19 protein-coding genes are annotated in these 26,105 nt (G+C 57.2%); 8 read left to right on the top strand and 11 right to left on the bottom strand.

The genetic code is table 11. From position 1 onward, the window contains the following. Positions 1–10: 10 nt before the first annotated feature. Together ERD78_RS03015 and ERD78_RS03010 are read right to left on the bottom strand one after the other, a co-directional pair. On the bottom strand, positions 11–1,561 hold the full coding sequence (locus ERD78_RS03015) for a sodium:solute symporter family protein (protein ID WP_129967774.1): 1,551 nt from the start codon (positions 1,559–1,561) through the stop codon (positions 11–13). Beyond that, positions 1,558–1,818, bottom strand: coding sequence for a hypothetical protein (locus ERD78_RS03010; protein ID WP_129967773.1), 261 nt, complete (start codon positions 1,816–1,818; stop codon positions 1,558–1,560). The genes ERD78_RS03015 and ERD78_RS03010 overlap by 4 nt, the downstream gene beginning before the upstream one ends. 78 nt (positions 1,819–1,896) lie before the next feature. Between ERD78_RS03010 and ERD78_RS03005 the strand changes: the two genes are divergently transcribed. Further along, positions 1,897–3,150, top strand: coding sequence for a DegT/DnrJ/EryC1/StrS family aminotransferase (locus tag ERD78_RS03005; protein ID WP_209019936.1), 1,254 nt, complete (start codon positions 1,897–1,899; stop codon positions 3,148–3,150). 33 nt (positions 3,151–3,183) lie between these two features. On the opposite strand, the gene ERD78_RS03000 is transcribed toward ERD78_RS03005, so the two are convergent. The 3 genes from ERD78_RS03000 to ERD78_RS02990 all read right to left on the bottom strand — a co-directional run bounded on the left by ERD78_RS03000 (position 3,184) and on the right by ERD78_RS02990 (position 8,199). Then, entirely contained in the window at positions 3,184–5,823 is a 2,640-nt protein-coding gene (locus ERD78_RS03000; protein ID WP_129967772.1) for an AAA family ATPase, read from the bottom strand. After that, the gene (locus ERD78_RS02995) at positions 5,820–6,944 is read right to left on the bottom strand and encodes a metallophosphoesterase family protein (protein WP_129967771.1); all 1,125 of its coding nucleotides are present in this window, start codon (positions 6,942–6,944) and stop codon (positions 5,820–5,822) included. The genes ERD78_RS03000 and ERD78_RS02995 overlap by 4 nt, the downstream gene beginning before the upstream one ends. 274 nt (positions 6,945–7,218) lie before the next feature. Continuing rightward, positions 7,219–8,199 (bottom strand): ATP-grasp domain-containing protein, encoded by a 981-nt coding sequence (locus ERD78_RS02990; RefSeq protein ID WP_129967770.1) that lies wholly within the window; start codon positions 8,197–8,199, stop codon positions 7,219–7,221. Positions 8,200–8,486: 287 nt separating this feature from the next. On the opposite strand from ERD78_RS02990, the gene ERD78_RS02985 reads away from it, so the two are divergent. After that, positions 8,487–8,801, top strand: a complete 315-nt coding sequence (locus ERD78_RS02985; RefSeq protein ID WP_129967769.1) for a type 1 fimbrial protein — start codon at positions 8,487–8,489, stop codon at positions 8,799–8,801. Positions 8,802–8,851: 50 nt separating this feature from the next. Here the strand turns inward: ERD78_RS02985 and ERD78_RS02980 are convergent, their stop codons facing one another. After that, positions 8,852–9,490 carry a LysE family translocator gene (locus tag ERD78_RS02980; protein WP_245152304.1) on the bottom strand — a complete coding sequence of 213 codons (639 nt, stop codon included), beginning with the start codon at positions 9,488–9,490 and terminating at the stop codon, positions 8,852–8,854. Between the two features lie 53 nt (positions 9,491–9,543). After that, positions 9,544–10,326 (bottom strand): AraC family transcriptional regulator, encoded by a 783-nt coding sequence (locus ERD78_RS02975; protein WP_280634095.1) that lies wholly within the window; start codon positions 10,324–10,326, stop codon positions 9,544–9,546. A gap of 251 nt (positions 10,327–10,577) precedes the next feature. Here ERD78_RS02975 and ERD78_RS02970 point away from each other — a divergent pair, with 251 nt between their 5' ends. From ERD78_RS02970 to ERD78_RS02960, 3 genes are all read left to right on the top strand, one after another. Further along, the gene (locus ERD78_RS02970; protein WP_129967767.1) at positions 10,578–11,360 is read left to right on the top strand and encodes a MipA/OmpV family protein; all 783 of its coding nucleotides are present in this window, start codon (positions 10,578–10,580) and stop codon (positions 11,358–11,360) included. Between the two features lie 16 nt (positions 11,361–11,376). Further along, complete coding sequence (locus tag ERD78_RS02965; RefSeq protein WP_209019935.1) at positions 11,377–12,141, top strand: TetR/AcrR family transcriptional regulator; 765 nt, start codon at positions 11,377–11,379, stop codon at positions 12,139–12,141. Between the two features lie 375 nt (positions 12,142–12,516). After that, positions 12,517–13,002 (top strand): anthrone oxygenase family protein, encoded by a 486-nt coding sequence (locus tag ERD78_RS02960; protein WP_129967766.1) that lies wholly within the window; start codon positions 12,517–12,519, stop codon positions 13,000–13,002. A 211-nt stretch (positions 13,003–13,213) separates the two neighbouring features. On the opposite strand, the gene ERD78_RS02955 is transcribed toward ERD78_RS02960, so the two are convergent. After that, positions 13,214–14,209 carry an AraC-like ligand-binding domain-containing protein gene (locus tag ERD78_RS02955; protein WP_129967765.1) on the bottom strand — a complete coding sequence of 332 codons (996 nt, stop codon included), beginning with the start codon at positions 14,207–14,209 and terminating at the stop codon, positions 13,214–13,216. Between the two features lie 221 nt (positions 14,210–14,430). Between ERD78_RS02955 and ERD78_RS02950 the strand changes: the two genes are divergently transcribed. Beyond that, on the top strand, positions 14,431–21,396 hold the full coding sequence (locus tag ERD78_RS02950; protein WP_129967764.1) for an autotransporter outer membrane beta-barrel domain-containing protein: 6,966 nt from the start codon (positions 14,431–14,433) through the stop codon (positions 21,394–21,396). A gap of 179 nt (positions 21,397–21,575) precedes the next feature. On the opposite strand, the gene ERD78_RS02945 is transcribed toward ERD78_RS02950, so the two are convergent. Then, a complete protein-coding gene (locus ERD78_RS02945) occupies positions 21,576–22,103 on the bottom strand; it encodes a hypothetical protein (RefSeq protein WP_129967763.1) in 528 nt (175 codons plus the stop codon). Positions 22,104–22,189: 86 nt separating this feature from the next. Continuing rightward, positions 22,190–22,582 (bottom strand): carboxymuconolactone decarboxylase family protein, encoded by a 393-nt coding sequence (locus ERD78_RS02940; RefSeq protein ID WP_129967762.1) that lies wholly within the window; start codon positions 22,580–22,582, stop codon positions 22,190–22,192. Positions 22,583–22,735: 153 nt separating this feature from the next. On the opposite strand from ERD78_RS02940, the gene ERD78_RS02935 reads away from it, so the two are divergent. Together ERD78_RS02935 and ERD78_RS02930 are read left to right on the top strand one after the other, a co-directional pair. Then, complete coding sequence (locus ERD78_RS02935; RefSeq protein WP_129967761.1) at positions 22,736–23,620, top strand: LysR family transcriptional regulator; 885 nt, start codon at positions 22,736–22,738, stop codon at positions 23,618–23,620. 702 nt (positions 23,621–24,322) lie between these two features. Continuing rightward, positions 24,323–25,450: a DNA-methyltransferase gene (locus ERD78_RS02930; protein ID WP_180029183.1), complete on the top strand. Its 1,128-nt coding sequence runs from the start codon at positions 24,323–24,325 to the stop codon at positions 25,448–25,450. Here ERD78_RS02930 and ERD78_RS02925 read toward each other — a convergent pair. Continuing rightward, positions 25,447–26,076, bottom strand: coding sequence for a hypothetical protein (locus tag ERD78_RS02925; protein ID WP_129967760.1), 630 nt, complete (start codon positions 26,074–26,076; stop codon positions 25,447–25,449). The genes ERD78_RS02930 and ERD78_RS02925 overlap by 4 nt on opposite strands. Positions 26,077–26,105 lie beyond the last annotated feature (29 nt).

Genomic DNA, 26,105 nt, shown 5'->3' with positions numbered 1-26,105 from the left:
CCAGGAACAATCAGGTGCGAGCCCCCACCGCGCGCTCTGCCGAGGCGGTTGCCCCGGTTGAGCCACGCTCGGCCCGGAGCAGGCTGTCGAAATGGCGGTCCAGCGTCGATTGGCTCGCCCCCCGCGTGCACAGGCTGACGCCAACCATGATAACCATGGTGCACAGCCAGCAGATGATCAAGGGGTCGAAACCAAATGCCCATTCTTTATACCAGATGACCATCACGATATAGGAAACTTCTCCCAATATGACAGCGGCAATGGCGCCGGTGCGCGTGGCGCGTTTCCAATACATACCCAGAATCACGGGCGCGACCCAGATGCCCAGGCCCCCAAAGGCGAATCTGATCAGTGCAAAGATGCCTGCCGGTTTCTCTATGCCGATGACTACAGCCAGGGCGCCCAGTACTACAGTCATCCAGCGTGATAGCGACAGTAGGTGTGTTGCCGAAGCTCGCGGGTTGAACAGATTCTGATACAGGTCACGCGTGACGCCTCCGGTGGCGACGACCAATAGTGCGGAAATCGTTGACATGCCCGCTGAGACGATGCCTGTAATCAAAATCGCAGCGACGAAAGGCGGCAGGCTTTGCTGCAACACCATGGGCACAATAAAATCTGTTTGCTTGCCAGTAAGGCCAGGTATGAATGTCGAAGCGTTCACGCCCGACCATTCTATGAGCGTTGCGGAGAACAGCATGCCCATCGTGCCCAGTATGACTGCCTTGTACATGGTGCGATAGCTGTTCATGGTGAAGAACTTGGTGAACAGCGTGGGTTGGCCGATGGTGAAGAAGCTCCACATGACGATCATGGAGACATAGGTTGCCCAGGGGAAATTGTCCTTCGTGCCAGGGTGCGTGAGGTGAGTGGGCTGGGTGGCTGCGAGCTTGCTGGTAATGGCTTCCATTCCGCCACCCATCTTGATGGTTACCACGAACGTCACGATGGCCGTCGCCACCATCAGTGCACCTTGAAGCACATCGGTCAGCATTGCGCCACGCATGCCGCCGGCAATACAGTAGATGGTGACCACGATGCCCATGATGACGACACCGACCCACTCGGGGCCGCCAGTGAACACGTTGTAGATGACGCCAGCGCCAACTGTCTGAGCTCCCATCATGGCAATGACGAAAATCAACATCATGATGGCGTGAACGCCACGTATCGCGTTTGACTCGTAGCGGTCAGAGAGATAGTCGGTCATGGTCATGAAACCATAGCGCCTGCCCATGATCATGAGTTTGCGTCCGACAAACAGGGCAGGGATGATCATGGAGAATGCCAGTCCGGGCACAGAAATACTCATGCCTGCGAAACCCGTGCCGTAAGTGATGGCGGGCACGCCCATGAAAGTGCTCATGCTGTATTGGCTGGCGAAATAGGCAAATCCGCCCACGAGCGCGCCTGCCTTGCCTCCCATAACGAGAAAGTCGCTGAGTGATTTGGTTTTGCTCTGCGCATACCAGCCTATCCCCAGCATGATAAGAAAGAAGATACCCAGCGTGAAATAGAACGGGCCGGGGTCAGGTTGCACCATGGTGGTGGCTTCATTCATGGCTGTTTCCCGTTTGTCTGGTTGTCATCGAAGTCGCGATATTCCGGCCGTTTCAGGCACTGATGGGCAAAAAGCAGAATCAGCAGCAGTACAACAATGCCGTGGGCTATCCAGCCATATACAAAGATGGGAACTCCCAGCCAGCCCGGTACATACTCCGTATTGAAGTAGAACGGGAAGGGAATCATGATGAACACGTACATGAACATGAAAATGTAGAACCATTTTCTTTCGAACGCGTTGCTGCGCATGTCCATTGCGCACCTCCAAAAATGGGAATTCTTGTGGGAAAAACAAAAAAGCAATAAAGTGTTATGTAATTTTAATACAGCTGGGTGTCGGCGCGGATATGCGTGACAACCCTAATAAATTCAATGAATAACTGGAAATTTTGCTACAAAATACCGCTTCTCAATGCCAGCCTTTCACAGGAAAGTGCTACATTGGCCATGAACTGTATTAATAAACAAGATCATCTGAAGCCCTCGACCGATATGCTGCACCGGTATGTCGCAGAAGCGTGGGAATCCCCCTTTGTGGCGAGCTTCATGGGAGGGAGGGCATCTCTCTATGCCATTGTCGAGGTACTCGGTCTTCAAGCCGGGGATCAGGTACTGCTTCCAGCATTCACCTGTCAGGCTGTTGCCAATGCATTTTCATTCCACGGTATTGAGATCATATTTGTGGATATTGAACTGGAAACCTTCGGCATGGATGCCGCGGCGGCTCGGAAGGCCGTCACGCCTCGTTGCAAGGCTTTGCTGCTGCAATATACTTTTGGCGCTGTCTGCCGGGATACCGACGCGCTTTGCGCACTGGCGAGGGAGCATGGCCTGGCCATTATCGAGGATTGCGCTCATGCAACCGGCGGCGCATACAAGACCGACAAACTGGGTACGCTTGGGGATATTGCTTTTTTCAGCAGTGAACGCTCCAAAATGGTCAACACGATCCATGGGGGCTGGGTAATAACTCGTGACCCAAGACTTGGAGAGAGGCTGGCTGCCGTCCATGCGGCGGCCACCGAGCCGGACGAGGCTTATGTGCGGGCCTTATTGCGCACGCTTTGCCAGGAATGGGTCAGTCTGCAGAATCTCAAGGGCCAGCCATTGCCGCCCGAGTGGCGAGACATGCCCGCGATACCGCCTTCTTCGAAAGTGCCTCAAATGCAACCGGCGGAGCTGAGTGGCTTGTTCACACCCCAGTATCGCTGGAAGATGCCAGCCTGCATCGCGGCGATCCTGCTGCAACAACTGCAGTCCTTACCTCGCCTGTTGGAGCGGCGGCGGGCGGGCGCTGCGCACTGGCTCGAATGGGCGGCCCGGAGCGGCGTCCGGCACGCTGCGGCTATCGATGGTGCTGAACCGACCTGGTTGCGGTTTCCTATCCTGGTTGATGCCGAGACGAAACGCAACCCAGCCGCATTTTCCGAGAAATTAGGCTGTGAAATTGGCGTCTGGTTTACAACGCCCATGCATCCGCAGCCCTTGATGCTGCCCGACTGTCCTAATGGTATGTACGCGTCCGCCCATTGCGTGAATTTGCCCACTTGGTTGCCAGAGGAGGCTGGCGCTGGCGCCGGGATTTGACGGCGATGCGATGGTGCATACCTTGGCGTGGAGTCAGAGCGCCGTCTTTAGCGATTGCATTTCCACCGCCGCCACCCCCAGGTCGCGCCAGTTCTCGGGATGGCAGGTGAACAGCAGGATCTGATGTCGCTGGGCCGCATCGAATAGTATGCGCTTCATTTGGGCCAGACGATGCGGGTCGCTGTGCACCAGAGCATCATCCAGAATGATGAGGGTGGGTCTGCCCGCTTCCTGCAACAGGTCCGCATAGGCAAGCCGGCTGACCAGTCCCAGTTGTTCGCGCGCACCGAAGCTCAAGGTCGTGAAATCGTCATGCGTTTCATTGCTGCCGGCTGCCCGAACCAGGCGCTCGGGGATCAGCTCTTCATTCACGCTCAGGTTGGCCTGCGGGAAGAGCAGTTTCAAATAATGATTCAAATGACGCTGCAGCGGCGCTTGAATGCGGCGTGTCAGCGCCTGGCGCTTGGCGCTCAGCAGATCAAGCAGCAAGCTCAGGGCGTTGGCGCGCCGCTCGAGCTCGTCGCGGCGCCGGCTTATATACTCGGCGTGCTGGGCAAGCTCGGCGCGTTGTTCCTCCAGGCCGCTTGCGCCCAACGCCTCCAGTCTGTTTTGCAGACCCACCAATTCCAAGCTGCGCTTGCGGGCTTCGGCCTCCATCGCTTCAGCCGTACTGGAGAACCGCAGCTTATCCTGGCGCAGAATATCTGGATCGGCCTCATTGATTTGTTTCTCGCGCTGCGCCAAGGCATTAGTCAAAGCGGCTTCCCGTGCACGCAGTTCCATCAGTTGCGCATTCAGCGCTTTCTCGCGCCGCTCACGATCAGGGGACTGTATCGTAGCCTGAAGCCGTTCCCATTCGGTTTGTGCGTTGTGCTTTGCCTGCATGGCCAGGCCGAGGTCTTTTTCAAACTGGTTGATGCTTTGCTCGGCTGTCCTGAGTTGTTCAAGCGATGCTTCCAGCCGGCTTTCGGCCGTGGCGACATCGATGCTGGCTGCGCCCGGTGCGGGCAGATCGCGCCGTTCTGCGTTCAATGCCTGTTGTCGTTGCCTGTGCAGCGCCTGCCGGCTGGCCAGCTCATCGATGCCCTTGGGCGCGAGATTGCCTAGTTGGTACTCTCCCTGCTTGATTTCTTCCTGCAATATCCGGCGCTGTTCAGCCCGTTCCTCGGCCTGAGAGACGCTGCTTACCTGCAGCGCTGACAGCAAGGCGGCGAGGCTGTCCTGCACAGCCTGCCGGCGGCGAGCCAGTTCTGCAATGTCTTCTCCGCCGGGCTGAATCCGCAGTGTGCCCATGTCGGGAAGCGTGATATCGACCGGCTCGAGCAGCAGGCGTTCGCCCTGGCCGGAGAGTTCTTCGTCTCCCATTTGAATGTGCTGAGCAGGCCGCAGCGCGAACTGCAGCCTGGTTGCGGCGGATTGCTGGGAAATATCGATATCGGCCAATGCGCGCTCGGTCTTTTGCAGCCGCGTGAGCGCCGCGGCATCAACGCGATTTTCTTGCAACTTTGCCCGGTGTGCGAGCAATTGGGTTTGCAATGTACGCGACTGATTCAGCCTGTTTTCGATTTCCGATAGATCTTGGTTGATCTGGACAAGTTCGCGCGTGATCGCGGCGTGCTGTTCATGTTGCCTGGCCTGCTTGAGCGTCTGCCGCGCCGACTGATAGACAGTCCTTGCAGCGTCCAACTGCTTCTCGACAGGCGGGCGGCGTGCCTGCATGTCACTCAGCCACTGCTCCGCCTTCTGTCTGTCCGCGGCTCTTTGAGCGAGGTCAGCCTGTTGTCTTGCAAAGGCGGCCAGTTGTTCTCGGCAGTGTTCCTGGCTGGCCATGCACTGTTTCAGTGCCTGCGTATCGTTTTCTTGTGCCTGCAGCCAATGCTGCACTTCGATCAATTTGGCTTCGGCCTGTCGGGCTTGCTGCTGATAGTGTTCCCATGGCTTACCCGCATCTTGCTGTTCAAGCAGACGCAACTCGCCCAGACGATCCACTTGCTGCTGGTAGACGGTGATATCCCGGTCGAGCGCCTCGAGCCGTTCCCCGTTGTCCTCGAACTTTTTCTGGACTTCCGCATAGTCGCCGGTGGCGCGGCCTGTCGGCGTCAGTAGGATTGCGCGTTCGCGCTCCACTTGGGCAATCAGCTCGTCGCCTGCGCTGCTGGCGATCTCGCCCAGGTTTTCCGTCAATGCTGACTTCAGATAGTTGCCGGCATATGTAGCAGGCCCGTGGATATCGTGCCCCGAACCTTGCTCTATCCATAGCAGTCCAGGGATACCCCAGTGCTCGGCTTTGCTGGCGCCGCGCGCAGCAAACTGATAACCCAGCAGACCGGCCAACTTTTCTTCGGCCTCCTCTCCGCTGAACAGACGGCCGCCGATCTCCAGGTCACAGCGCTTGTTCTTCAGAAAGCGTTTGCTGAGCTTCCAGCGTTCACCCTGCCAATCAAATTCAAGCTGAACGCTTGGCGATGATGATGAGTCTCCCCATGGCTGCAGATCGTCGATGCGACTGGATTTGAAACGCTCGAAGAATGCTGCGCGAATGGCCCGGACCAATGTGCTCTTGCCCGACTCATTAGGCCCGGTGAAAAGGTTGATACCTGACCCGAGATTGCGGATTTCCACCGGCTGGCGGAACTGCCGGAACTGCTCCACGCGCAGGCGATGCAGTTTCATGCCTGTGTCTCCGGCGCCTGGCGGTCGCGCAATAGCCTTGCCAGAATGGCCAGCGCATCGCGGGCGACTTCGGGGGCGCTGCTTTGCTGGCGTTCCTGAAGTTCGGCGATGACCTCGCCCAGATAGCCGTCTGCATGCAAGGCCACGATATCCTGCTCAGTGGGCATCAGATGCAAATCAGCCTGATGGCATTGCACACTGCGGCATCGTCCCTGTATCACCGACAACGCCTGTTGTAGGCGCTGTTCGCCGCTCAGATCGATCTGGCCGGAAAGCGTCAGGTCGAGTACGGTATTGGCGGGCAGCTGCTCCAGACGCTGTATCAGCGCGTCGAGATCGGATTCGATGGCCAGCGTTTCATGCCAGCTTGTCCATTCATATTGTGTGATGCTGTGCGGCGCGATGTTCGGCATTTCGCCCGTGTCCGAAAGTTCGATGATCAACACGTGACCACCATTGTTGCCTTTGAATCGCTCCAGCTCCGGCGTCCCGCTGTACCATGCACGGTCGTTGATGCTCTTGAGTCCATGCCAATCCCCCAGCGCCAAATAATCGAGCCGGGCACGTTCCACCCTGTCGGCGGCAATGGGATTGGGCGAGTCGATGTCTTCTGCCAGAATACCCTGGACGCTGCCATGGGCCAGGCCGACGCGGAACAGGCCGGCAGGTGTTTCGGCGGTATCGAACCACGCGGTCAGATCATTATGCGTTTGGCGCTGAGTGAGCGGAGCTGCCAGCACTGCGAAACCGAGTTCTGGAAACGACTTCACGGCAGGCTCGAGAATAATATGGGCATTCGATGGAATGGCGGCAAGCCGTTCGGACCGGCGCCAGACGCTTTCCGCCAGCGCGGCGTCGTGATTGCCAGGAATCATGATCCAGGGGCCGGCGTAGCCTTGCAGCGCATTGAAAAGGCGGCGGATAGTGCGGTCTGAAACTGTCTGTGCATCGAATACATCACCCGCCACCAGTACAGCGTCAACCTGCTCTCGTGCCGCCAATGCGGCAATGCGCTCCACAGCCGAGAACCGGGCCTCGGCCAGGACTGCGGCATCCTCCGGCGAGAATCGCCCATATTGGCGACCAATCTGCCAATCGGCAGTGTGTAGTAGTTTTGGCATGACAACTCTTGAATACTGTACGTGGCAGCGCCCTCTGCGCCGACGAGAGGCTCGGCTCGTCGAATGGTTTACTTCAAATATTATCAGGCGGCGGGCATGAACTGGCATGCAACCGGGTTTGAGCCGGCTTTGTACAGCCTAGTCGTCACAAGCGTGTCGCAGAGTGCGAGGGCAATCCTTCCGGCTCAGTCTGCGGAAGTTGTCTGGATAAGCAGCCAGGGCGGATCAGCGGCCTTGAATGAGCGGGTCATTCAAGGCGCTGTTCGCTGGGTGATCAGGCTGTTGCGAGGGCGGCCCGAGGTGCGCTTTCCAAGGCGTGCAGTGCGCGGAGTTCTCGGCCCAGGTATTCGGCAATGGCTTGCATGCCATGCTTGCGTGCCACGGCCTCGGCATCGCTGTTGTAGTTGGTATTGGTGTTTACATCGTAGGTGTAGATCTCGCCGCTTTCATCAGTAATGAATTCGATACCTGCGATACCAATGCCATTGTCAGCGATGAAGCGCTGGTACTGGCCGATGATCGGATCATCGAAGCCTTGAATGATCTGAAAACGGGGCGTGGGCGTTGCAGGCGTGGCCTCTCCAACGGGACAGAATGCGTCGTCCACCTGGCAGACGTCAGCAGGGCAGAGTTCAAAACCCAGCGATGTATCGACACGCACCGCATACAGGAATTTTCCGCCCACGAATTCGACGCGAGTGATGCTGGGCTCGGGGGCGCGTATATATTCCTGTATCAATGTGATGCCGTCAATGGACGGTTCGAAGGCGTCGCCCTCAACATAGTCTTCCAGCGCCTGCACATTGTGAAAAAGACGCACGCCAAGCCCTTTGCCAGCTCGGTTGTGTTTGGTAATGAACGAACCACTCATTTTCCTGGCCGCATCGATGATATGACGTTTTCCCACGGCAGCAACAGTGCGAGGCGTGCGGATGCCATGTCTGGACAGGGCGCCGTATTGGGCGACTTTGCTGATCTCGAGTTGCAGGGCGCGGCTATTGTTGACGACGCGTCGTCCGTGTGATTCCAGCCAAGCGAGCACAGAGCCTGTGTATTCGGGCGCATACCGATGATTGCGAGTGTGTGACGATGCGCTCATCCGGTTATAGAACACACCGTCTGGCGGCGCTTGTGTAAGATCAAGCGTACCTTCGTCCAAAAACCACTCTTCGTACGGCAACGCTTGTTGGGAAAACGCAACCCTGAGGGGTTCGACCCAGGCCGTGTTCTCGTGTATTACATAAATTTTGGGCATGTGGGTTTGGCTTTTAGTTTCCTGGATTCAGGTGCAGATTCAGTAAAGGCGCTGCAGGCGCTTGACGCCGCGAGCTCACAGCCAAGGATAGTGAGAGAGGGCTCCGACGGAAACGAATAAATATTTATTCTTCCATTTCCCATGGTTATAAGCTCGGGTTTGGTGACATTATCCGTTACTTGAATTACAATTTGGAACATCAAAACAGCCATCGGGACATCGTTGGTGGGTTTTTATAGATACTGCAGCCATCACGGTTCCGTTGCACTTCAATAAGGAGCATGCTCATGCTCAGAAGTCCGCTCGTTAATGCAGCCATGGCCTGTATCGTCCCCCTTGCTTGGCCCGCAACCGTATCAGGCGCCTCCGGTGTTGTCCATTTTCGGGGCGCCATCGTTCAACCGCCCTGTATTGCAACGCCAGGCAAGAATATCCATAACCTGAAAATTGGCTGCCGCAGTCACCGTGGCCAGACCGAGCAGACCGCAATGCGGATGCGAGACGGCGCCAAGGCAGATCTCACCCGCGTTCAGGCCCGCGTGACGAAAGTGAAAGCAAAAGGCAGGTTGGTGGGGTATGAAGTGATGCTGGATTATCGATGAGGGGCTTTCCCCCAAGGCTACTTCCTCGAATGGCATGCGGCATAAGCCCGCTAGCGTTCCGCCAATGCAAGTTGTAATGCCAATCCGGCCAATGCGATGGCAAAACCATGTCGTATCCAGACCTGGACGGATGGATTGGCCAGCACGTGCCGCCGAAGGGTTGCGGCGGCGGTGCCATAGCCGGCAAAGATCACAAAAGTCAGGGTCATGAAAACCAAACTCAACACCAGCATGCGTGCTATGGGAGCAGCCTCCTCTGTTCCGATGAATTGAGGCAAGAAAGCCAGAAAGAAAACCGATAGCTTTGGGTTCAGCAGATTGATCAGGACGGCTGAAACAACTAATTGGCGAGCGCTTTTAATATTTGACTGGCCATCGATGGTTAGCATTCCGCGATGGCGGAACATGGTCCAGGCCATATAGAGCAAATATACTGTGCCCAGATACTTAAGCACCTGAAAAGCGGCGGCGTTGGTGTGAAACAGCGCCGCCAAGCCGCTGATGGCCGCCAGCATATGCGGGACGATTCCCAGCGTGCAGCCGAAGGCCGCAATGATGCTCGCGCGCTTGCCATCGGAGAGTCCGGCGGCCATTGTATAGAGTGCTCCCGTTCCGGGAGCGGCAATAATCACAAGGGATGTAAGAAAAAAATCGAAGCTCATTGCGGTGGCGCGGTTGTTTTCGAGCACTATGCGCTTGACGCTTCATATTTTCTTGAATGAAATTGCGGGCGCGCCTGGCGCTATTGCCGTGCGTATATGCCAGGTGAGAATCCAAAGCTGCGCACGAAGTGGCGTGTCATATGGCTCTGGTCGGCGAAACCGCTGGCATGCGACGCCTCGGCCAGTGGCACACCCGATGCGATAAGATGCCGCGCCCGCTGGATACGCCGCTGAATCAGGTAGGCATGGGGCGTAAGCCCGGTCAGGCGGGCAAACGCACGCACAAGCTGAAACCGGCTCAACGCCGATTCCTTGGCCAGCGATGCCAGCGATACTGCTGCCAGAGGATCATCATCGATCATGGCTTTGGCACGGCTGGCGGCAGCACCCGACACAGGCGGTTTCGACACGGTGTGATCCAACATGTGTTCGAGCAGCAGCGATAGATTCTCTTCGAACGGCAATTGGCTACTTTTTTCCACAGCCTGGGTGGCGGTCTGGTACAGGGTGCCGAACAGTACCGTTGCCTGCCGGTTGCGTAATACAGGATAAGCGAGTTCACAGGGGCGCGAACCGAGGTCTGCCGCCATATCCGCAAAATTCTCGGCGATAAGCTGAGGGCTGAAGTACAGCATATGCCAGCGGCGGGCGCCATCCCCAATGGGCTTGCCATCATGCACCTCGGCGGGATTGACCGATATGAGATCGCCAGCGTGCGCTTCCACCTGTCCGCGGCCACTTGCCGAGCGCTGCGCTCCATGCACGACCAATCCAATGCCGAAATGGTCGTGCATATGCCGGACGAATTGCCGGTCGGAGTCGGCCTCGACTATCTCCACGCCCAGATCTGTGATTCGTTTCACCTTGAATGCATGGCTTGCCACTCGCTTCTCCGATTCTGTGCCTTTTTACGAATTTCTATTGGCAATCTTAAATCATCCGAGGCTGTGCGTGCGGATGAAATAGAACATGCGCGGAAGGCGGTCACCGAAGCATCTTAGGCTTGGAACAAGGCAAGAAGAGGAAATTATATAAGATACATAAATGTATCTTGACTGACGGAGTGCTTCGAAATAAGATTCGATCTCGTATCTTATTTAGGAAGGGCTTTCACATGAAATCATCTTGTCCCGTGCCGGCCCGTTCCGGCCGCTTCAAGCAATATCAGATCTTTTTTGCCCTGTGCGGGATGGCGGCCGCGCAGGCGGCCTATGCTGGCGATGGCGATCACTTCAAGCTGGGTATGGGGGCCGCAGTCGAGCCGCGTTACGTTGGCTCAGACGAATACCACGTCCAGCCAGCCCCGATACTGGACTATCGATATGGACGGTTTTATGCGAAGAGTGGCAAAGGCGTGGGTTTCAGTATTATTGATACGCCCAGCCTGACAGTGGGGGCTGGGGTAAGCTGGATGTCCGGATACCGCAGCGAAGACGTGCCCGATGGCATAGGCAAGCTATCGGATGCGCTTGGCGGAAGGCTTTCGGTCTCCACCCACTTGGCGGATGTTGAGCTTGCGCTCTCCGTTACCCAGGCCATCACCAAGAGCGAGCGCGGGTTATTGGCCAACGTGCGCCTGTCGTACCCGTACGCGATCACCGACAGTCTAAAGCTTATTCCCAGTGTTGCAGTGAACTGGGCCAACGCCAAGTACATGGACAGTTATTATGGGATCAGTGCGGATCAGTCGGCTAGATCCGGGCTTGCGCAATATAGCCCCTCCGCCGGCATTCGAGACGTGTCCGTCCGCCTGGCTGTCAGCTACGATATCAATAAGCGGTGGAGCGTGGTCGGCGCCGTGGGCGCGAGCCGATTGTTGGGAGATGCGGCGGATAGTCCTCTGGTCAAGCGGGAATCGCAATTTCAGGGGGTTGTCGGCATCGCCTATACCTTTTGATACAGTCGCTAAACGCATGCTCGTACCGCTGGGTGTTGAGCTGCGTTTATTTTCGGACATGAAGGCGTACACTTGGGAGAAAAATCTTCAGGAGTTTGAATCATTGTGTGCCTTTAGCTCATCGAAAACCCGCCGGCGCGGGGCTGAACTGGAAAAGGCGATCATTGAAGCGGCCTGGGCCGAGCTTGCCGAACATGGCTACAGTGGCTTAACCATGGAAACGGTCGCCGCTCGTGCCCATACAAGCCGTTCAGTGCTCGCACGGCGCTGGGACGGAAAAGCATCTCTTACAGTCGCGGCGATTCAATATCAGCTGGCCAAACGCTCCTTAGACATTCCGGATCAAGGGAGTGTCCGGCAAGAGCTTTTAACGTATCTCGACCATCTTAGCGATCTTGTCCCAGTCCTCTGCATTTGCCTTTCAGTTTCTTTAAACGAGGCATTCCGCGAAAGCTACCCGTCGCTCGATGCGCTGCGGCTGGCGCTCATGGGTGATGGGGCAGGCGATATGGTGGGCCCGATTCTGCGTCGAGCCATCGAACGCCAGGAAATCGATGAAAGCAAGCTAAGCAAACCGGTAGCGTCGCTCTTGACCGATTTGATACGGCATTACGCGTTAATGCATCGAGCCGCGCCACCCAAGGCGTTGCGCAAGACCTGGGTCGATGAGATTTTCTTGCCCTTGGTTGTGCGTCCGTCTTGCGGTCGGGGCCGTATTACCAGGAAGACGAATGGACCATCAGTGAAGAAAAGGGTTACGCGCAAGCCCACAGTCCGTTGAGCAGCTACGGCAAGCCGGCCAATATTGCTCAGGCATGCGGCTCTGTCCACTCTTCGTTACCTTCCTGGGGCGTAATAAACAGGATGTCGATATACGGCGAGTGCAATTGCGCGGAGTGGGAATAGCCGTGTGGAACCAGCAGCGCGTCGCTGTATCAGTTCCCATCGCCTTCCTCCAAACCGTTCACCCGTTCTGGTGGCACTGCTTGTAGAGAGCGCGCTGGAATCGGCAGTGCATCGCGCTGTGCAGACGGACGCGCGATTGCGGGATAATGATTGTTTTGCCGATGAGTTGTTTGCACTGTTGGTGGGGTATGTCACCGGGCAGTTCCAGGCCAGTATCGGGGCATAAACACTACAGGTGGAAGGCAAGGCAATGACACATGCGATCATCACCATTTTGCTCTGGTTCTCCGCGATAAGCTGCGGCCTGCTTGCCGGCCTCTATTTTTCATTCTCCACGTTCATCATGCGGGCACTTGGCCGGGTTGAAGCGCCGGCCGGCATGGCCGCAATGAACTCGGTCAACGCTGTGATCCAGCGCTCGCTTTTCATGCCGCTGTTCCTGGGCAGCAGCCTTGTCGCCCTGATGCTTGTGGTTATCTCCCTGTTCCAATGGCATCAACCCGGATCGGTCGCAGCGTTTGCCGGCGGTGTCATCTATATTGGGGGCATGTTTATTTGCACCATGGCATTCAATGTTCCGCTCAACAACGCACTTGCGAAAGTGGATCCCGCCAGTGCAGACGGCGGGAACGTATGGGGGCATTATCTGCGGGACTGGACGCGCTGGAATCACGTACGCACTGTCGCGTCCACTGTGGCGATGATTCTGTTTATTTATGTGATTTCTGTTCGGTGATTGGAGGAGGGGGGCAGCTTTGTTCGCGGCATACACTGAAGTCGGCACTCTCAGTCACTTTCCTCCAGACGTCAAATTTCCGGGATGCCGTGCTAGCCTACACGGCGTTGCTGGATGATCTGTGCGAGGTCACATCCGAGGCAAGACCCCTGATTGATCTTGGCTTACCTGCGCTGCTTGGGTGGTAATGTACGCGCCTGGCCTGGGCCCATCACCTGCTGCGCGTCTGCTGCGGCGTTTCTCCGAATGCCTGCCGGTACGCCCGGGAAAACTCGCCGAGATGAGTGAAACCGAAACGTGCTGCGGTTTCGCCGATTCTACCGGCAGCTTCGTCCTGCGACAGCGCTTGCTGCACGGCGTGCAGACGTTGCATGCGCAGCCATTGCAGTGGAGATTGCCCGCATTCGTCCTTGAACAATGCCTGCAGTCGCCTTACCGACAGGCCGCATTGGCTGGCGACCATGGCAATCGGCAGGTGCTCGCCCAGATGCTCAAGCATATAGGCTTGGGCGCGCCCGATGGCATGAGGTACGGATGGCGGGGGCGCTGGCCATAGGTAGGCTGCCATACTGTGCGGTTGGTGTAGCAGCAGGGTGGTGGCGATCAGCATTTCGGTTTGGGCCAGTAAGGCTGCCTGTGCGAGATTTTGTCCCTTCAGTCCCGCGCATCGTACCACCCATTGCAGCATGGGTAGTAGTGCTTGCCAGCCTGCTGCACTCAGGGGGATCACAGGATCGAAACATATCTCGGGAGCCTGCTCTTGTGTCGTCAGGCTACGCCAAGCGTCGGCGATGGCAGCCTGGTCCAGGCGCAGGAGCACCTGTTCGTAATCATGGCTGACCTGGAAGTGAAACCGCCTGTCGGGACTGATGAGGAAGGCCTTATTCGGCGAAACCTCTATGAGACGCCCATCAAAATGAAACTCCGCCAATCCCTGGGTGGGTAGTACCAGCAGGTAATAGCCGTCCAGGCACTGACAATCGGGGTCGATGCTGATGTCAGCTCCATACCCGTGCCTGAGCTTGATCAATGACAGGCGTCCGCAAGGAAGCAGGTCCAGTCGGCTGTGAAGAATCCGCCCACGGACGACTTGCAGTCGGTAAGAATTCAGCACCTGGCCTATTTGCTGCCGCGCTTCGTCAACGTCAGACGTGTTCACAATCCGATACTGCTCGAAGGGCACCTGGGCAAATAGTGAGGCGATCATTTGATTTCACTTGTATGCAGAGTGCTTTACATAGTACCGGACAATCTCCCTGTTGCAATGAAAAAGCGCGTTTTTCCGATAGCCCTTGGCGCAAAACCGATAGACGGGTCCTACAGCTGGCTCGACCATAACGTGCGTGCCTGTCTTGATGTCTGAGGCTGTCAAGGCGGTGCTGATTCCCGAGACGCGGAAGCCACAGCTTGTCATAAATTGGAAACGCCATGAAGCAAACAAACGAGCAAAGTTATATTCGCCGATGCCATGTATCCTCGCACTCCGTTAGCCCTCCCTTGGTGTTGCGGCCGTTGGTCCGCGCACTGGGACGTCGTGGTCATATATTGCTGTGCGTATCGGGTGCACTATTGCCGCTGGCAGCCGCTCACGCGGATCTGGGCTACGACTGTAAACTAGTTTCCGGCATCATGACTTGCAGCCTGTCGGCACCTTCTCCGCTGAGCGGTGCGCTCACGCTAAGCAACCTCTATTTACCACAGCAAATAACCAATACTGCCAGTTTCGACATAGGCGACACTGGCTTGGGTAAAGTCACGACCGACCTGGGCAGTTCCGAAGAAATGATCTATGGTGGCGAGCCGCCACTTAACGGCATCATGGTGGAAAGTCATGGCGCGGACGGCGACGACTACGATAGCGATCATCGGGATGGACAAGACGGTCAGGGCGCCATGCTTATCACAAGCGGCTCGGTTAGCCTGTCACTTGGAAACTCGACGCCATCAGGCATGGTGACTGGGGTCGGGGTGAGCAGCGTTGGTGGCGATGGCTATAACCAGTCAGACCACAAAGAAAACGGCGGCAATGGAGGAAACGCCGGGTCTACAACCCTAAAGAACTCATCTGCGGTAACTATTACCGGTGGTATTTTGAATTCGGGCGTGACAGGGGCCTTGGTGGAAAGCCGTGGTGGCAACGGCGGTGCCGACTACACGGACTTCATCGATTATTACGGCGGAAACGGCGGAAACACTCAAAGCATTGAAATGGACAACTACGCCGATGTCAAATTGGGCAGCTCGGCATCGAATCTGCAAGGCGGAACCCGAGCATGGGGCGTTGCGGCTCAGGCAGTTGGCGGCAACGGCAGCTTCCATGCAACAGGCCACGGTAAACCCCCGATGGGCGTGGGCGGGGCGGGCGCAGATATAAGTTTCCTGAACACCGGCAATGTAGACGTATTCCTGACACAGACAAGCGATGCACCGGACGGTGTGGTGGGTCTGCTCGCAAGAAGCATGGGTGGCGACGGCGGCGAGACTACCTGGAAATACGACGACGGAGGCGCAGGCGGGGATAGTGGGTTTGTAACGATGACTGTTGGGCATGAGGATCTAAGTGCGGTCACGAATATCAACGTTGGCGTGAACCAATCGGTGTCAGGTACGAGCGCGGGGATATTGGCACAGTCCATAGCTGGCAACGGGGGGTCCATGGATTCAGATGGCGGCTATGGCGGTAATGGCGGCAATGCCGGCGGGGTGACCACAAACCTTTATTGGGTCAACCTGAGCGCTACCGGCGATGGGGTAGCTGGCGTGACGGCGTATTCCCGCGGCGGCTACGGCGGTTCTGACAGTGAGGATAGTTACCGTGTCGACGGTGGCAACGGGGGGCTGTCCCACGATGTGACTGTTACGCTTCAGTCCAAAGGTAGCCAGGATGGACAACAGACCAGCGTGTCCACCACAGGCGCTGAGGCCATCGGCATAGCGGCTCAAAGTATTGGGGGTTACGGCGGATCAGCTGTCAAGGAGGCAGGGATAGGGCAGGACGGTGCGCAGGGCAAGATCACCGCGGATGCAAACAGCATTGTCTCTACACAGGGAGACTATTCCATAGGCATGCTTGCGCAATCCATCGGCGGTGGTGGTGGAACAGGTCAGGACTTCACCAGCAGCTTGCCGGGAGGCAGTGGAAAGGGTGGCAACGGCGGCGATGGCGCCAATGCCATGATAGCGTCCTCTGCAACTGTCACGACGCAGGGTCAGTATGCCCATGGCATGGTGGCGCAGTCCATTGGCGGGAGCGGCGGCGCAGGTGCGATGTCGGATTCTCTGGTGTCACTGGGTGGTGCGGGAGGTGCGGGCGGCACAGGCGGGACGGTTTCCATCAGCGGTGCGTCCAACGTGTCAACCAGCGGAGAATCTGCCATCGGCGTCATTGCGCAGTCGATTGGAGGCGGAGGCGGCTCGGCAGGTTCGGCCTCCGGCCTGTTTTCCGTGGGTGGATCAGTCAACAGTTCGCAAAGCAATGATGCAAATTCAGTCTCTGTTGCTGTCAACAGTGTTGACACAAAGGGTGATGGCTCTATCGGCATACTGGCGCAATCCATCGGGGGCAGTGGCGGCAACGGCGGCTCGGCAGCCGGCATCACCGCTGTGGGAGGATCGGGAAGCTCGGGCGGCTCAGGAGGCCAGGTTACCGTTGACGTTGGTACCAATATTTCTACCATAGGCGAGTACGCGTTGGGTGTTGTTGCCCAGTCGGTCGGCGGAGGGGGTGGCAATGGGGGGTCAACACTGGCGATCTCACCCGGCGAACCTGTGGCGACGGCTTCCATAGGCGGAAGTGCTGGCGCAGCAGGTTCCGGCGGCAAAGTCACTGTTCAAAGTACGATGGACGGCACTATTAGTACCTCGGGCGATGGTTCGATTGCGGTTCTAGCCCAGTCCCTGGGCGGCGGTGGCGGCAATGGCGGTTCTGCGGAACTGGACGGTGTGCAAACGCCAGTCACGTTGGTGGTGGGCGGAAAAGCGGGCGGCGGCGGTGGGGGCGGTGAGGTCGATGCGACCTTGAGCCATCATATTGTTGAAACTCAAGGCATCGCGGCGGCCGGCGTCATTGCGCAATCCATAGGTGGGGGCGGCGGCAACGGAGGCGCTGCGCATAATTACACAGCCAATGTGGGCATCGATATTGGCGTTGCGGTTGGCGGGAACGGAGGCAATGGGGGCAGCGGTGGCATAGTGAATTTCCAGCTGGACGACATGACAATCAGCACAGCTGGTGTTGGATCACACGGCAGCAATCAAGCGGGCAATGCCTCAATTGTCCGCTCGGATTCCTATGGCATTGTGGCGCAATCCGTTGGGGGCGGTGGTGGCAATGGCGGCAGCGCCCTGGACAAGAGCGTTGTGGTTGCGGCGCCTAATCCCGATGGCGGTGGTTTTGCGATTTCGTCCAATGTGGCCGTCGGTGGCAGCGGAGGCGAGGGCGGAGATGGCGGAAACATCAACGTCGACCTGCTCGAGAAGACTGCCATCTTCACCGGAGGCCAGGGATCGCATGCGGTGGTTGCGCAATCCATAGGCGGCGGTGGCGGCAATGGTGGAGGATCCAATGCTATGAGCACGGATGTATCCATCCCCACGCAAAGCGTCGATATCAGTGCCAAAGTCGCCGTGGGTGGTACCGGTGGATCCGGAGGCTTGGGCGGAAATGTCAACCTGGCCGTGGGGTCATCCGCACTTATAGTGACCTTTGACGATACCTCCAATGGCATACTGGCCCAGTCTATTGGCGGAGGCGGTGGCAATGCGGGCGCGGGGAGCAGCAGTTCCGGCGGCTTGTCGCAAGGCAAAACCTACAGCGTCTCCGTGGGTGTGGGCGGTGGTGTTGGCTCGGGGAATGTTGGTGGCAATATCGCTGCCTCTTTGGACGCAGGGTCAGTCATTCAGACTTATGGTTCGGGATCGCGGGGCGTGGTCATGCATTCCGTTGGCGGAGGCGGTGGTGCGGCGCAAGGCACTACTGTCGATCTTGGCGGCCCGGTATCCGTTGGCGGCGGCTCGTCCGCGGATCAATCCGCTCTGGACGCCACCAACTTCAGCGCTGCCGTTGGTGTTTCTGTTGGCGCGACAGGTGGAAGCGGCGGTGACGGAGGCAGCATAAAGTATGTCTCCCAAGGCAGCATAGCTACGGTAGGAGGCGACGCGGATGGCGTGCTCATCCAGAGCATAGGCGGCGGGGGTGGCCTCGGCGGCAATGCGGGCGCAGATGCGTCAGCAGGACCATCTTCTTACAAGCTGCCCACTACGCCAGACAACCCTCCTCCTCCTTCCAACGACACAAATCTAGGCAAGTATTCGTTGTCTGTTGCCGTGGGTGGTTCAGGTGGCGCGTCTGGCAAAGGCGGCAGCGTAGAGGTTGACTATGCCGGCTCGATTTTCACGAAGGGCGATCATGCGGATGCCATGGTGGCTCAGTCGATAGGCGGTGGAGGCGGCGTGGGCGGTGCTTCCACGGCAAAAGGCGCGAAAGGCAGCTCACAGGCAGTTATAGCTGTGGGCGGCAGCGGCGGCGCTGCAGGCAGCGGTGGCAACATCACATTGAACATGACTAGCGATCCATCCAACAGTCAGGGCACTTTATACACGGTAGGAGACGAAAGTTACGGGCTGCTTGCGCAATCCATTGGCGGGGGCGGCGGACAAGGCGCCGTCGGATCAGACATCATCACCAAGTCTACGGTTAAGAACCCTTCCATCGTTCTGGGATGGGGGGGATCGGGCGGCAATGGCGGCAACGGCGGTACCGTTAACATGAACGCCAGCAATAGCGGACTATGGGTGTACACATCGGGCTACGATTCGCACGGCGTGGTCTTACAGTCCATAGGCGGGGGTGGGGGCACGGCAGCGATGAGCGGCGCAAGCCTGAGCGGCACGGCGAACAACCCGCAGCTAAAGCTGCAAATGGGTGGCGGAGGTCGCTCAGGAGACAGCAACGGTGGCGACATCAACGTGGATTCCTGGATGAACATCAACACCACCGGTGATCATGCCTTTGGTTTTGTAGCACAGTCTATCGGCGGCGGTGGTGGCATCATGTCCGCGGGCCCTGGCGCAAACGTCCAGTCAGTCAATCTGGCGGCGCCGTACACGGGTAGTTCCCAGCATGGCGGCAACCTGACGATCGCCCTGGGCAATAATGATGCAGGTTCAGCATCAAGCGATGAAAGCCCAAGTGCGATCGCTACCACAGGGCGCGGCTCGCACGGCATGGTGCTGCAGTCCATAGCCGGTGGAGGTGGCATTGGTGGCGACACCGCCAACGGTCCGTTGGCACTGGGATGGCAGGATGGCGTGGTAGCGCCGTCCTCTGGGCAGGTCAGCGGAGACATCTCGTTGACGATGGGAAGCGGCAGCACCATCACTACAATTGGGGACGGTGCATATGGCGTCATTGCACAATCGCTCAGTGCGCCAGGCGGGCTAGGTGGCAACAGCACAGGCAGCTTCGCAGGCACCCTCAGCCAGGCCAAGGGGGGCTCAGGCGGCGTTTCAGGCGGCATCACAATGGAGATGGATGGTACGGTTCAGGTTCAGGGGAAAGATGCCTGGGGTGTGTTCGCGCAAACCTATGATACGGAGTCGAGTATGCCCAAGCCTGTGGATATCACCATATCGGGGAACCTGACAGGCGGGACCGAGGCATCGGGTCCGGAAACCGGTGGTGCAGTATGGATAGACAGCCCTGCCGCCAGCACTATTACCATCAACACGGGCGGCGCTGTGGATGGCTCTCAGGGCTATGCCGCCGTCCAGCAGACGGGGAGTGGGTCAACCAGCATAGTGAACCACGGTTCCTTGAAAGGTAACCTGGTGGGCAAGGCTGCTTCTGCAGATTCTGCCTCCTCGGCGAGTCTGGCCGTATTAGGCAAGCCCATCTTCTTGTCTAACTTTGGTACGTTTTCCAGCGCTGATCTTGTACAAGGCGATATCGCCAATCAGGGCCATGTATTTATCGGCGAGCCTGTAGGCAGCGATACCATGCAAGTGACGGGAGACTTTATACAGCGCAGCCAAGGTGTGCTGCACGTGGCCACGGACTTCGTAGCGAAGACCACCGACCTCCTGTCGGTGGGCGGGCGTGCACAGCTCGACGGCAAGATCAGCATCGCTGCCAGCACCCTCATGCCCGATCGGGAGCTCACCTTTCTGCAGGCGGGCATACTTACCCCGCGCGCTGCGGTGCAGGGTGAGTCGCCGCTGTTTACGTACAAGACGCGTCAAGCCGGCAATTCGCTCAACGTATCCGTTGACGCCGCGAAATTCAACGAAGTATCCGAATCGTATGGCGTCGGAAGCAACCTCCATGCGCTTGGCCAGCACCTGCAAGATGTATGGGATCGGGGGAGCGACGAAAAATTCGGCACCATGTTTGCCGCCTTGAACCGCTCTGCCGGCAAAGGCAGCGTAAGCTATGCCAATGCGCTGAATGATCTCTCGCTTGGTGTACTGGCAGCTCCCGCTGCCCTCAAACAGGCCGGCATGATCTCGTTCTCGAATTCCTTGCTGAGCTGTCCCGGATTCAAGTATGCCAGTACTCGGATGGGCGAGCACGACTGCGTCTGGGGGCGCGTCTCCGGCAATACGACCCAGATGGACAGCAGCGGCGGTACATCAGGGCTGAAGTCCGACGGCGTGTTGTATCAGATGGGGGCGCAGCGCAGCATAGCGCCGAATTGGTTCGTCGGCGTGGCGGGCGCTTATGAGCACACGAGCTTGCACGCGGATGACGATCGCCAGCATATAAAGGGTGACAGCGGCTATCTAGGCGTATCGCTCAAGTACGAGGACGGGCCCTGGACCTTCGCGGGCGCACTGACTGGAAGCTATGGATCGTTCGACAACACGCGCAATATTGATTTGATGGGTGTACAGGCGGAAAGTGATTCCCGCGTTATCTCCATCGGCCAACGTCTACGTGCTTCCTACACCCATGCCATGGATCGTTCCTACATCAAGCCATTCATCGACCTGGACGTCATGCATACACACATGCCTTCGTTTGACGAGCGTGGTGCCGGCGCATTGAATCTGCACGTGGAAGGCGTCAGCAAGTGGTCAGCCATCATCTCACCAGGCGTTGAGCTGGGCGGGCGCATAGACCTGAAGAACGGCTATATCCTTCGTCCTTATGCCAGCGCGGAGGTCTCGCTTTCCAACACCGATAAATGGGACAGTCGCGCCCGCTTCGCGAGCGCGCCGACGAGTGCTGATCCCTTTACCTCCACCCTGGAAACCGGGCGCGTGTTTGGCCAGGTATCGGCGGGGATTCAAGTGCTGAGTGGCAAAGGCATGGACGTCAAGCTCCAGTACGATGGGCTGTTGTCGAGCAAGGTCAGCAGTCATTCAGGGTCTGTGAAGGCTACTTGGCGGTTTTAACTGGTATTGCGGTCAATGCGGGGCGTTGCAGCCTGGCGCCCTGATGAACCTGCTTGTAATTGAAAATTGGAGGGGAGCCGTGGTTTGCATCGATGGTATGTTGCATGTTCTTGTGAGCGACGGTCTCCAGCGCGGCGAGACCAATATGGTATTCAAGTGGAGTCGAGTTATGTGCGGGATTACTGGGTAATAGCGGCGACAGTCGTACATTGTTGCCGGTGACCTTGCCGTTGGTGCCAGACAAAGGGAACGACGCTTATCAGGCTAACCTTGCCGGCGCCGTCCACATAGACAACACGCAGCGTCCCGAAGCGAGGATCACGATACACCTGGGCCAGGACAGCCAGTTCGCCGGTGGAACGCGCGGTCTGGCCCACCAGCTGATTGGGCTTGCCCGCACGGAAATTTGCTAGAGGGCGTGAGCCAAGGACGCCTACTTTTTCCCGGAGTCGGCGCGGCGTAACGTTCGCTGCACGCTCGGCACCAGGAAGTCCGGCACTTCCCACTCGCTGGGAAGCAGGTTCGATGTCTGACTGCCGGGGCGATCTCGCCACGCGAGCGGCGCCATCGAGGGCGGACCGGCCAAGTTCTCGTTGTTGCTCGGTGGTGTCAGGACGTATGAGGGCATTTTCACGCGCATAGGGGTCACCCTGTGTGCTGTCGTCGGCCTCAATGTTACTACCATCAGCGCCGCGTGGGGAACGCACACGGGTTGGCCCGCAGACAGACACTGGTCAGGTCGTTACGGCCGGCTGAGATCGGCCATAAGCGACCGCTTATCCGGCTGACTGCATCAGGCCAATGGAAGCTGAATTCCAACCTCTGCAAACACTTCTCGCACGGCAGCAAGCCCGTTCAGCGCTGCCGGAAAGCCCGCGTAGATCGACATTTGCATCACAACTTCGACCAACTCTGCTGGCTTGCAACCAACATGCAATGCGGCATGCACATGCACACGCAACTGCGGCTGAGCATTGCCCAGTGCACACAACGCTGCAACCGTTGCCAACTCACGCTCTCGCAAGCCCAGGCCTTCTCGTGCGTAGATGTCGCCGAACGAGAACTCAAGCACGTAGCGAGCGAAATCTGGAAACGACTTCGCCAGATTCTCGACCACCTCCAGGCCCGCTGGGCCATCCACGGCAGCCAACATTCGCGCGCCACGCTCGTAACGTTCGGTGCTCATTGTGCATCTCCATTTTGGTGCGGCCGAGCGATGTCGGCCGCTGTAGCATCGCAAAAATAGGTCATGAATTCCTCCAAAACGAGTGTTAATGAAGGTCATTCTAGAATCGAGATCCGCTATGCGGAATGACCAAGTTTGTGATACCTTTTTGATATGTCGAACCTCTTAGATTCACGGGCACTGGCGCTATTCCTTGCCGTTGCGGACGCGCTGAGCTTTCGTCAAGCGGCCGAGACCCTGCACCTGTCACAACCGCCATTGAGCCGGGCGATTCGAGAGCTGGAAGAGCGGTTGGGAACGCGGCTGTTCGACCGAAACACGAAAGGGGTAACGCTCACCGATGCTGGACAACGGCTGCTGCCCTATGCTCGGACTATCGGAAAGTTGCTTCGCGAGGCCGAAGCGGAGCTCGCAAGCCGAGGCATGCCCGCCACGCTTCGGCTTGGCCTGACCAGCGCGGCAGAGCCGGCTTGGTTCCGCGGGCTGGCACAACAAGTGCAATCAACGCTTCCTGGAACGGCCGTATCAATCGCGTCCGATACCTCACCTCGGCTCGTTCGCCAGCTTCGCGCGGGCAAACTGGACGCGGCCTTCGTCGCGCTGCCTACGGATGTACATGGGTTGGATATCCTAGAGCTCGACCGCCTGCCAATGGTGGTAGCAATGCAGTCGTCACATCAGTTGGCGAGGCGCAAGGTGGTCAGCCTCGCAGACCTGGCGAGTGAATCGGTCTTCTGGTTTGAGCGTGCGCGACAGCCCGCGTTCTATGACTACTGCCAGAAGGTCTTCTCGCGCCATGACTTTGCTCCATCAAAGCTAAGGGAGCCAGCCGACCATCATGTTCTGCTGAGTGACGTCGCCAGCGGACGCGGTGTCGCCCTACTGCCCAAGTCTTTCACTGGATTGAGACGGACAGGCGTCATCTACAGGTCTCTGCTCGAGGGCTCGGAGCTGAGTGTCGGTATTGGGCTCGTTACGCATAAGGACCGACAAAAAATGCGCGACATATTGACGGCGGCGGCGAGAGCATGTGGATAGCCGTGGTTGACCAATCACACTCCTATATGAGGCTCCGTTGATTACCCTGCTCTTTCTTGGTTTCCTATATCGGAGGGGTTGTGGCCACTAGTGCCTTGATCGTCAAGGTGCCCTTTATGGTTTTTTATGTAAGCAGCGTCCCCAAAATTCTATCCTCACAAAAATAAAAAAGACCTATAAATCAATGATCTGTGGGTCTTTCATTTGTGTTTATAATTGGTGCGGGAGCGGAATCGGACTGGCACGCCTTGGGGCGGGGGATTTTGAGTTTGCGTGCGAAGGTGTTTGTGTAGGGAAGTGGTGCGAATGCGAGCGTAGACTGAGTTAGGTAAAAGTAGTTTAAAAACAGTAGGCTAGCGAAATTTTTGAAAATTGGCACAAACTGATGTGTGTACTCGTACTGTACCGAAACTTCGGCGCAGTACAACTCTCTCAATGTGCTCTGCTGCTCGATGAAGGCATCTAGGTCGGCTAAGAGCGCCTCGACCGAAGCCCCAATCGACGGGGAAGTATTTAGCGGCTCAGCATATTGAAATGATGTAGTTGTCATTGCTGCATACGTTGAAGACTGCCATAACCTCTACCGAACCATGATTTAGCTTCGGGATATTCGACTGTATTTTGAAGTATATAAATTGACGTCTAGACGTCAAAACTATACAATCGAAAGTATCCGAGTTTGCATTAGTAAAAGTGTAACCAATGTCGTTCGCCCCTGGTGTCATCCGAGATTCAATTTTTCAATACCTGTCCCTGATTGGGGGGGATGCGTCGACCGACGAGATCACAGCTGCTGTCAGCCGAACCATTGGTGAGGTTCCCAAGTCCTCAGTGCGATCATATCTTAGCCTCAACACGCCCACGGTTTTTGAGCGCACTGGTCGGGGCAGATATAGACTTCGAAGTGTCGCTGTTCATTCTCAAGCGATCGTTGAGAAGAAAGTCGTGCGAGTTGGGCGAGCTCAACTGGTTCAGGGCGATTGCTTTGAATGGCTCGCTAGCCAAGAATCAGCATCCATCCATGCAGTTGTTACCGATCCGCCCTATGGCCTTGTCGAATATACGAGCAAGGAAACAGCGAAGTTGCGTGCAGGTAGAGGAGGGGTGTGGCGTATCCCTCCGTCATTTGATGGTCACCAGCGTGCGCCTCTTCCACGCTTTACCGTTCTCACTGATGCAGACCGAAGATCGCTTTATGCATTTTTCAAACGCTTTGGTACGCTAGTCGCGCGGGTGATTGTGCCGGGTGCAAATGTCGTGATTGCTTCCAACCCTCTACTAGCCCACATCGTTGCTGACGCTATGGGGCAAGCCGGATTGGAGTTGCGTGGCTACATAGCTCGTCAGGTGATGACAATGCGCGGCGGGGATCGTCCCAAAAATGCGCATATCGAGTTTGATGATGTCTCCGTTATGCCTCGATCGCAGTGGGAACCTTGGGTAGTCTTGCGTGCGCCGTTAGATGGTAGAGTTCAGGACAATCTGCGCCGCTGGGGGACAGGCGGTTTTCGTCGGCTGTCAAAAGAACGGCCCTTTGGTGATCTGATCAAATCACACCCGACTCCTGCGAATGAAAAGAAGATTGCGCCACATCCTTCCTTGAAGCCCCAAGCGTTTATGCGGCAGTTGGTCCGAGCAGTGCTTCCTCTAGGTAAAGGGGTCATACTCGACCCTTTCATGGGGGCGGGCTCAACGCTCGCAGCAGCTAATGTCGTTGGTTACGATAGTTACGGCGTTGAACTCGACGAAGAGTTTTATGGATTGGCCACGCGGGCGGTGCCACTTCTTTCTAATCTTTCTACTAAAGATGGCCAAATCGACATTCTCTAGCTTGCAGAGCGAGCAGAGCTGCCGGTGACTTCCTTATAAACCCATCCTGCTCGCAATTTGGCAACCCCTTCTTTGTGGAGAGTCGCAGTTCGCGTGCCTAGCTCTCCTCGCGCATTCTTGCGGAAATCTGTTTCGGCAACGTGCGCTAAATAGACTTCAGTGAACCGCATTGGTGCCCGCGCTGAGGCCGGCTCTGTCTTGTTGTCTACAACATACACAAATACGCACATGTATTGAGTTCGGGCGCCGTGCGTGTCGACGGCACCGCCAGCTTTTCGAGTGGACTTAATTTCGACGCCACTGCTGCCAGACGCTACAGAGTCGCTCGCATACATCCCTCGCACGATCAGGTCTGGATGGCCGTTGAAATGTGTGTTTTCAACGAGCCCGCGAGAGAACTTCGCCAGAGATGCCGTCACCATGTCCGAGATCAATCCCGACATCGCCGCTGGCCTCATCATGTCATCCAAACGATGCAGTCCCTTGGCTGACAGCAGAGTGTTCACATCGTAGAAGAAATCATAAATATCCTGCATCGCATGCTCGAAGTCGCTAATGCGTAACTCATAAGGCAATTCTGGATTAGGATTAAAGGCTGATTTGTTGACTTGAGATTTCGTGGTCATTGTTAACCCTGGCCGGTGCACAACTGATA

This window comes from Allopusillimonas soli (assembly GCF_004153445.1).
Classification (GTDB): domain Bacteria; phylum Pseudomonadota; class Gammaproteobacteria; order Burkholderiales; family Burkholderiaceae_B; genus Allopusillimonas; species Allopusillimonas soli.
Note: the sequence above shows the minus strand (reverse complement) of the source record. Positions and strands in the feature narration are given on the sequence as shown.

Coding starts and splice junctions, on each gene's coding strand:
- ERD78_RS02995 (WP_129967771.1), bottom strand. CDS start 6,944: ATGCCAAAACTACTACACACTGCCGATTGGCAGATTGGTCGCCAATAT.
- ERD78_RS02925 (WP_129967760.1), bottom strand. CDS start 26,076: ATGACCACGAAATCTCAAGTCAACAAATCAGCCTTTAATCCTAATCCA.
- ERD78_RS02950 (WP_129967764.1), top strand. CDS start 14,431: ATGAAGCAAACAAACGAGCAAAGTTATATTCGCCGATGCCATGTATCC.
- ERD78_RS02940 (WP_129967762.1), bottom strand. CDS start 22,582: ATGAGCACCGAACGTTACGAGCGTGGCGCGCGAATGTTGGCTGCCGTG.
- ERD78_RS02960 (WP_129967766.1), top strand. CDS start 12,517: ATGACACATGCGATCATCACCATTTTGCTCTGGTTCTCCGCGATAAGC.
- ERD78_RS02935 (WP_129967761.1), top strand. CDS start 22,736: ATGTCGAACCTCTTAGATTCACGGGCACTGGCGCTATTCCTTGCCGTT.
- ERD78_RS03015 (WP_129967774.1), bottom strand. CDS start 1,561: ATGAATGAAGCCACCACCATGGTGCAACCTGACCCCGGCCCGTTCTAT.
- ERD78_RS02955 (WP_129967765.1), bottom strand. CDS start 14,209: ATGATCGCCTCACTATTTGCCCAGGTGCCCTTCGAGCAGTATCGGATT.
- ERD78_RS03000 (WP_129967772.1), bottom strand. CDS start 5,823: ATGAAACTGCATCGCCTGCGCGTGGAGCAGTTCCGGCAGTTCCGCCAG.
- ERD78_RS02970 (WP_129967767.1), top strand. CDS start 10,578: ATGAAATCATCTTGTCCCGTGCCGGCCCGTTCCGGCCGCTTCAAGCAA.
- ERD78_RS02930 (WP_180029183.1), top strand. CDS start 24,323: ATGTCGTTCGCCCCTGGTGTCATCCGAGATTCAATTTTTCAATACCTG.
- ERD78_RS02965 (WP_209019935.1), top strand. CDS start 11,377: ATGCTCGTACCGCTGGGTGTTGAGCTGCGTTTATTTTCGGACATGAAG.
- ERD78_RS02985 (WP_129967769.1), top strand. CDS start 8,487: ATGCTCAGAAGTCCGCTCGTTAATGCAGCCATGGCCTGTATCGTCCCC.
- ERD78_RS03010 (WP_129967773.1), bottom strand. CDS start 1,818: ATGGACATGCGCAGCAACGCGTTCGAAAGAAAATGGTTCTACATTTTC.
- ERD78_RS02990 (WP_129967770.1), bottom strand. CDS start 8,199: ATGCCCAAAATTTATGTAATACACGAGAACACGGCCTGGGTCGAACCC.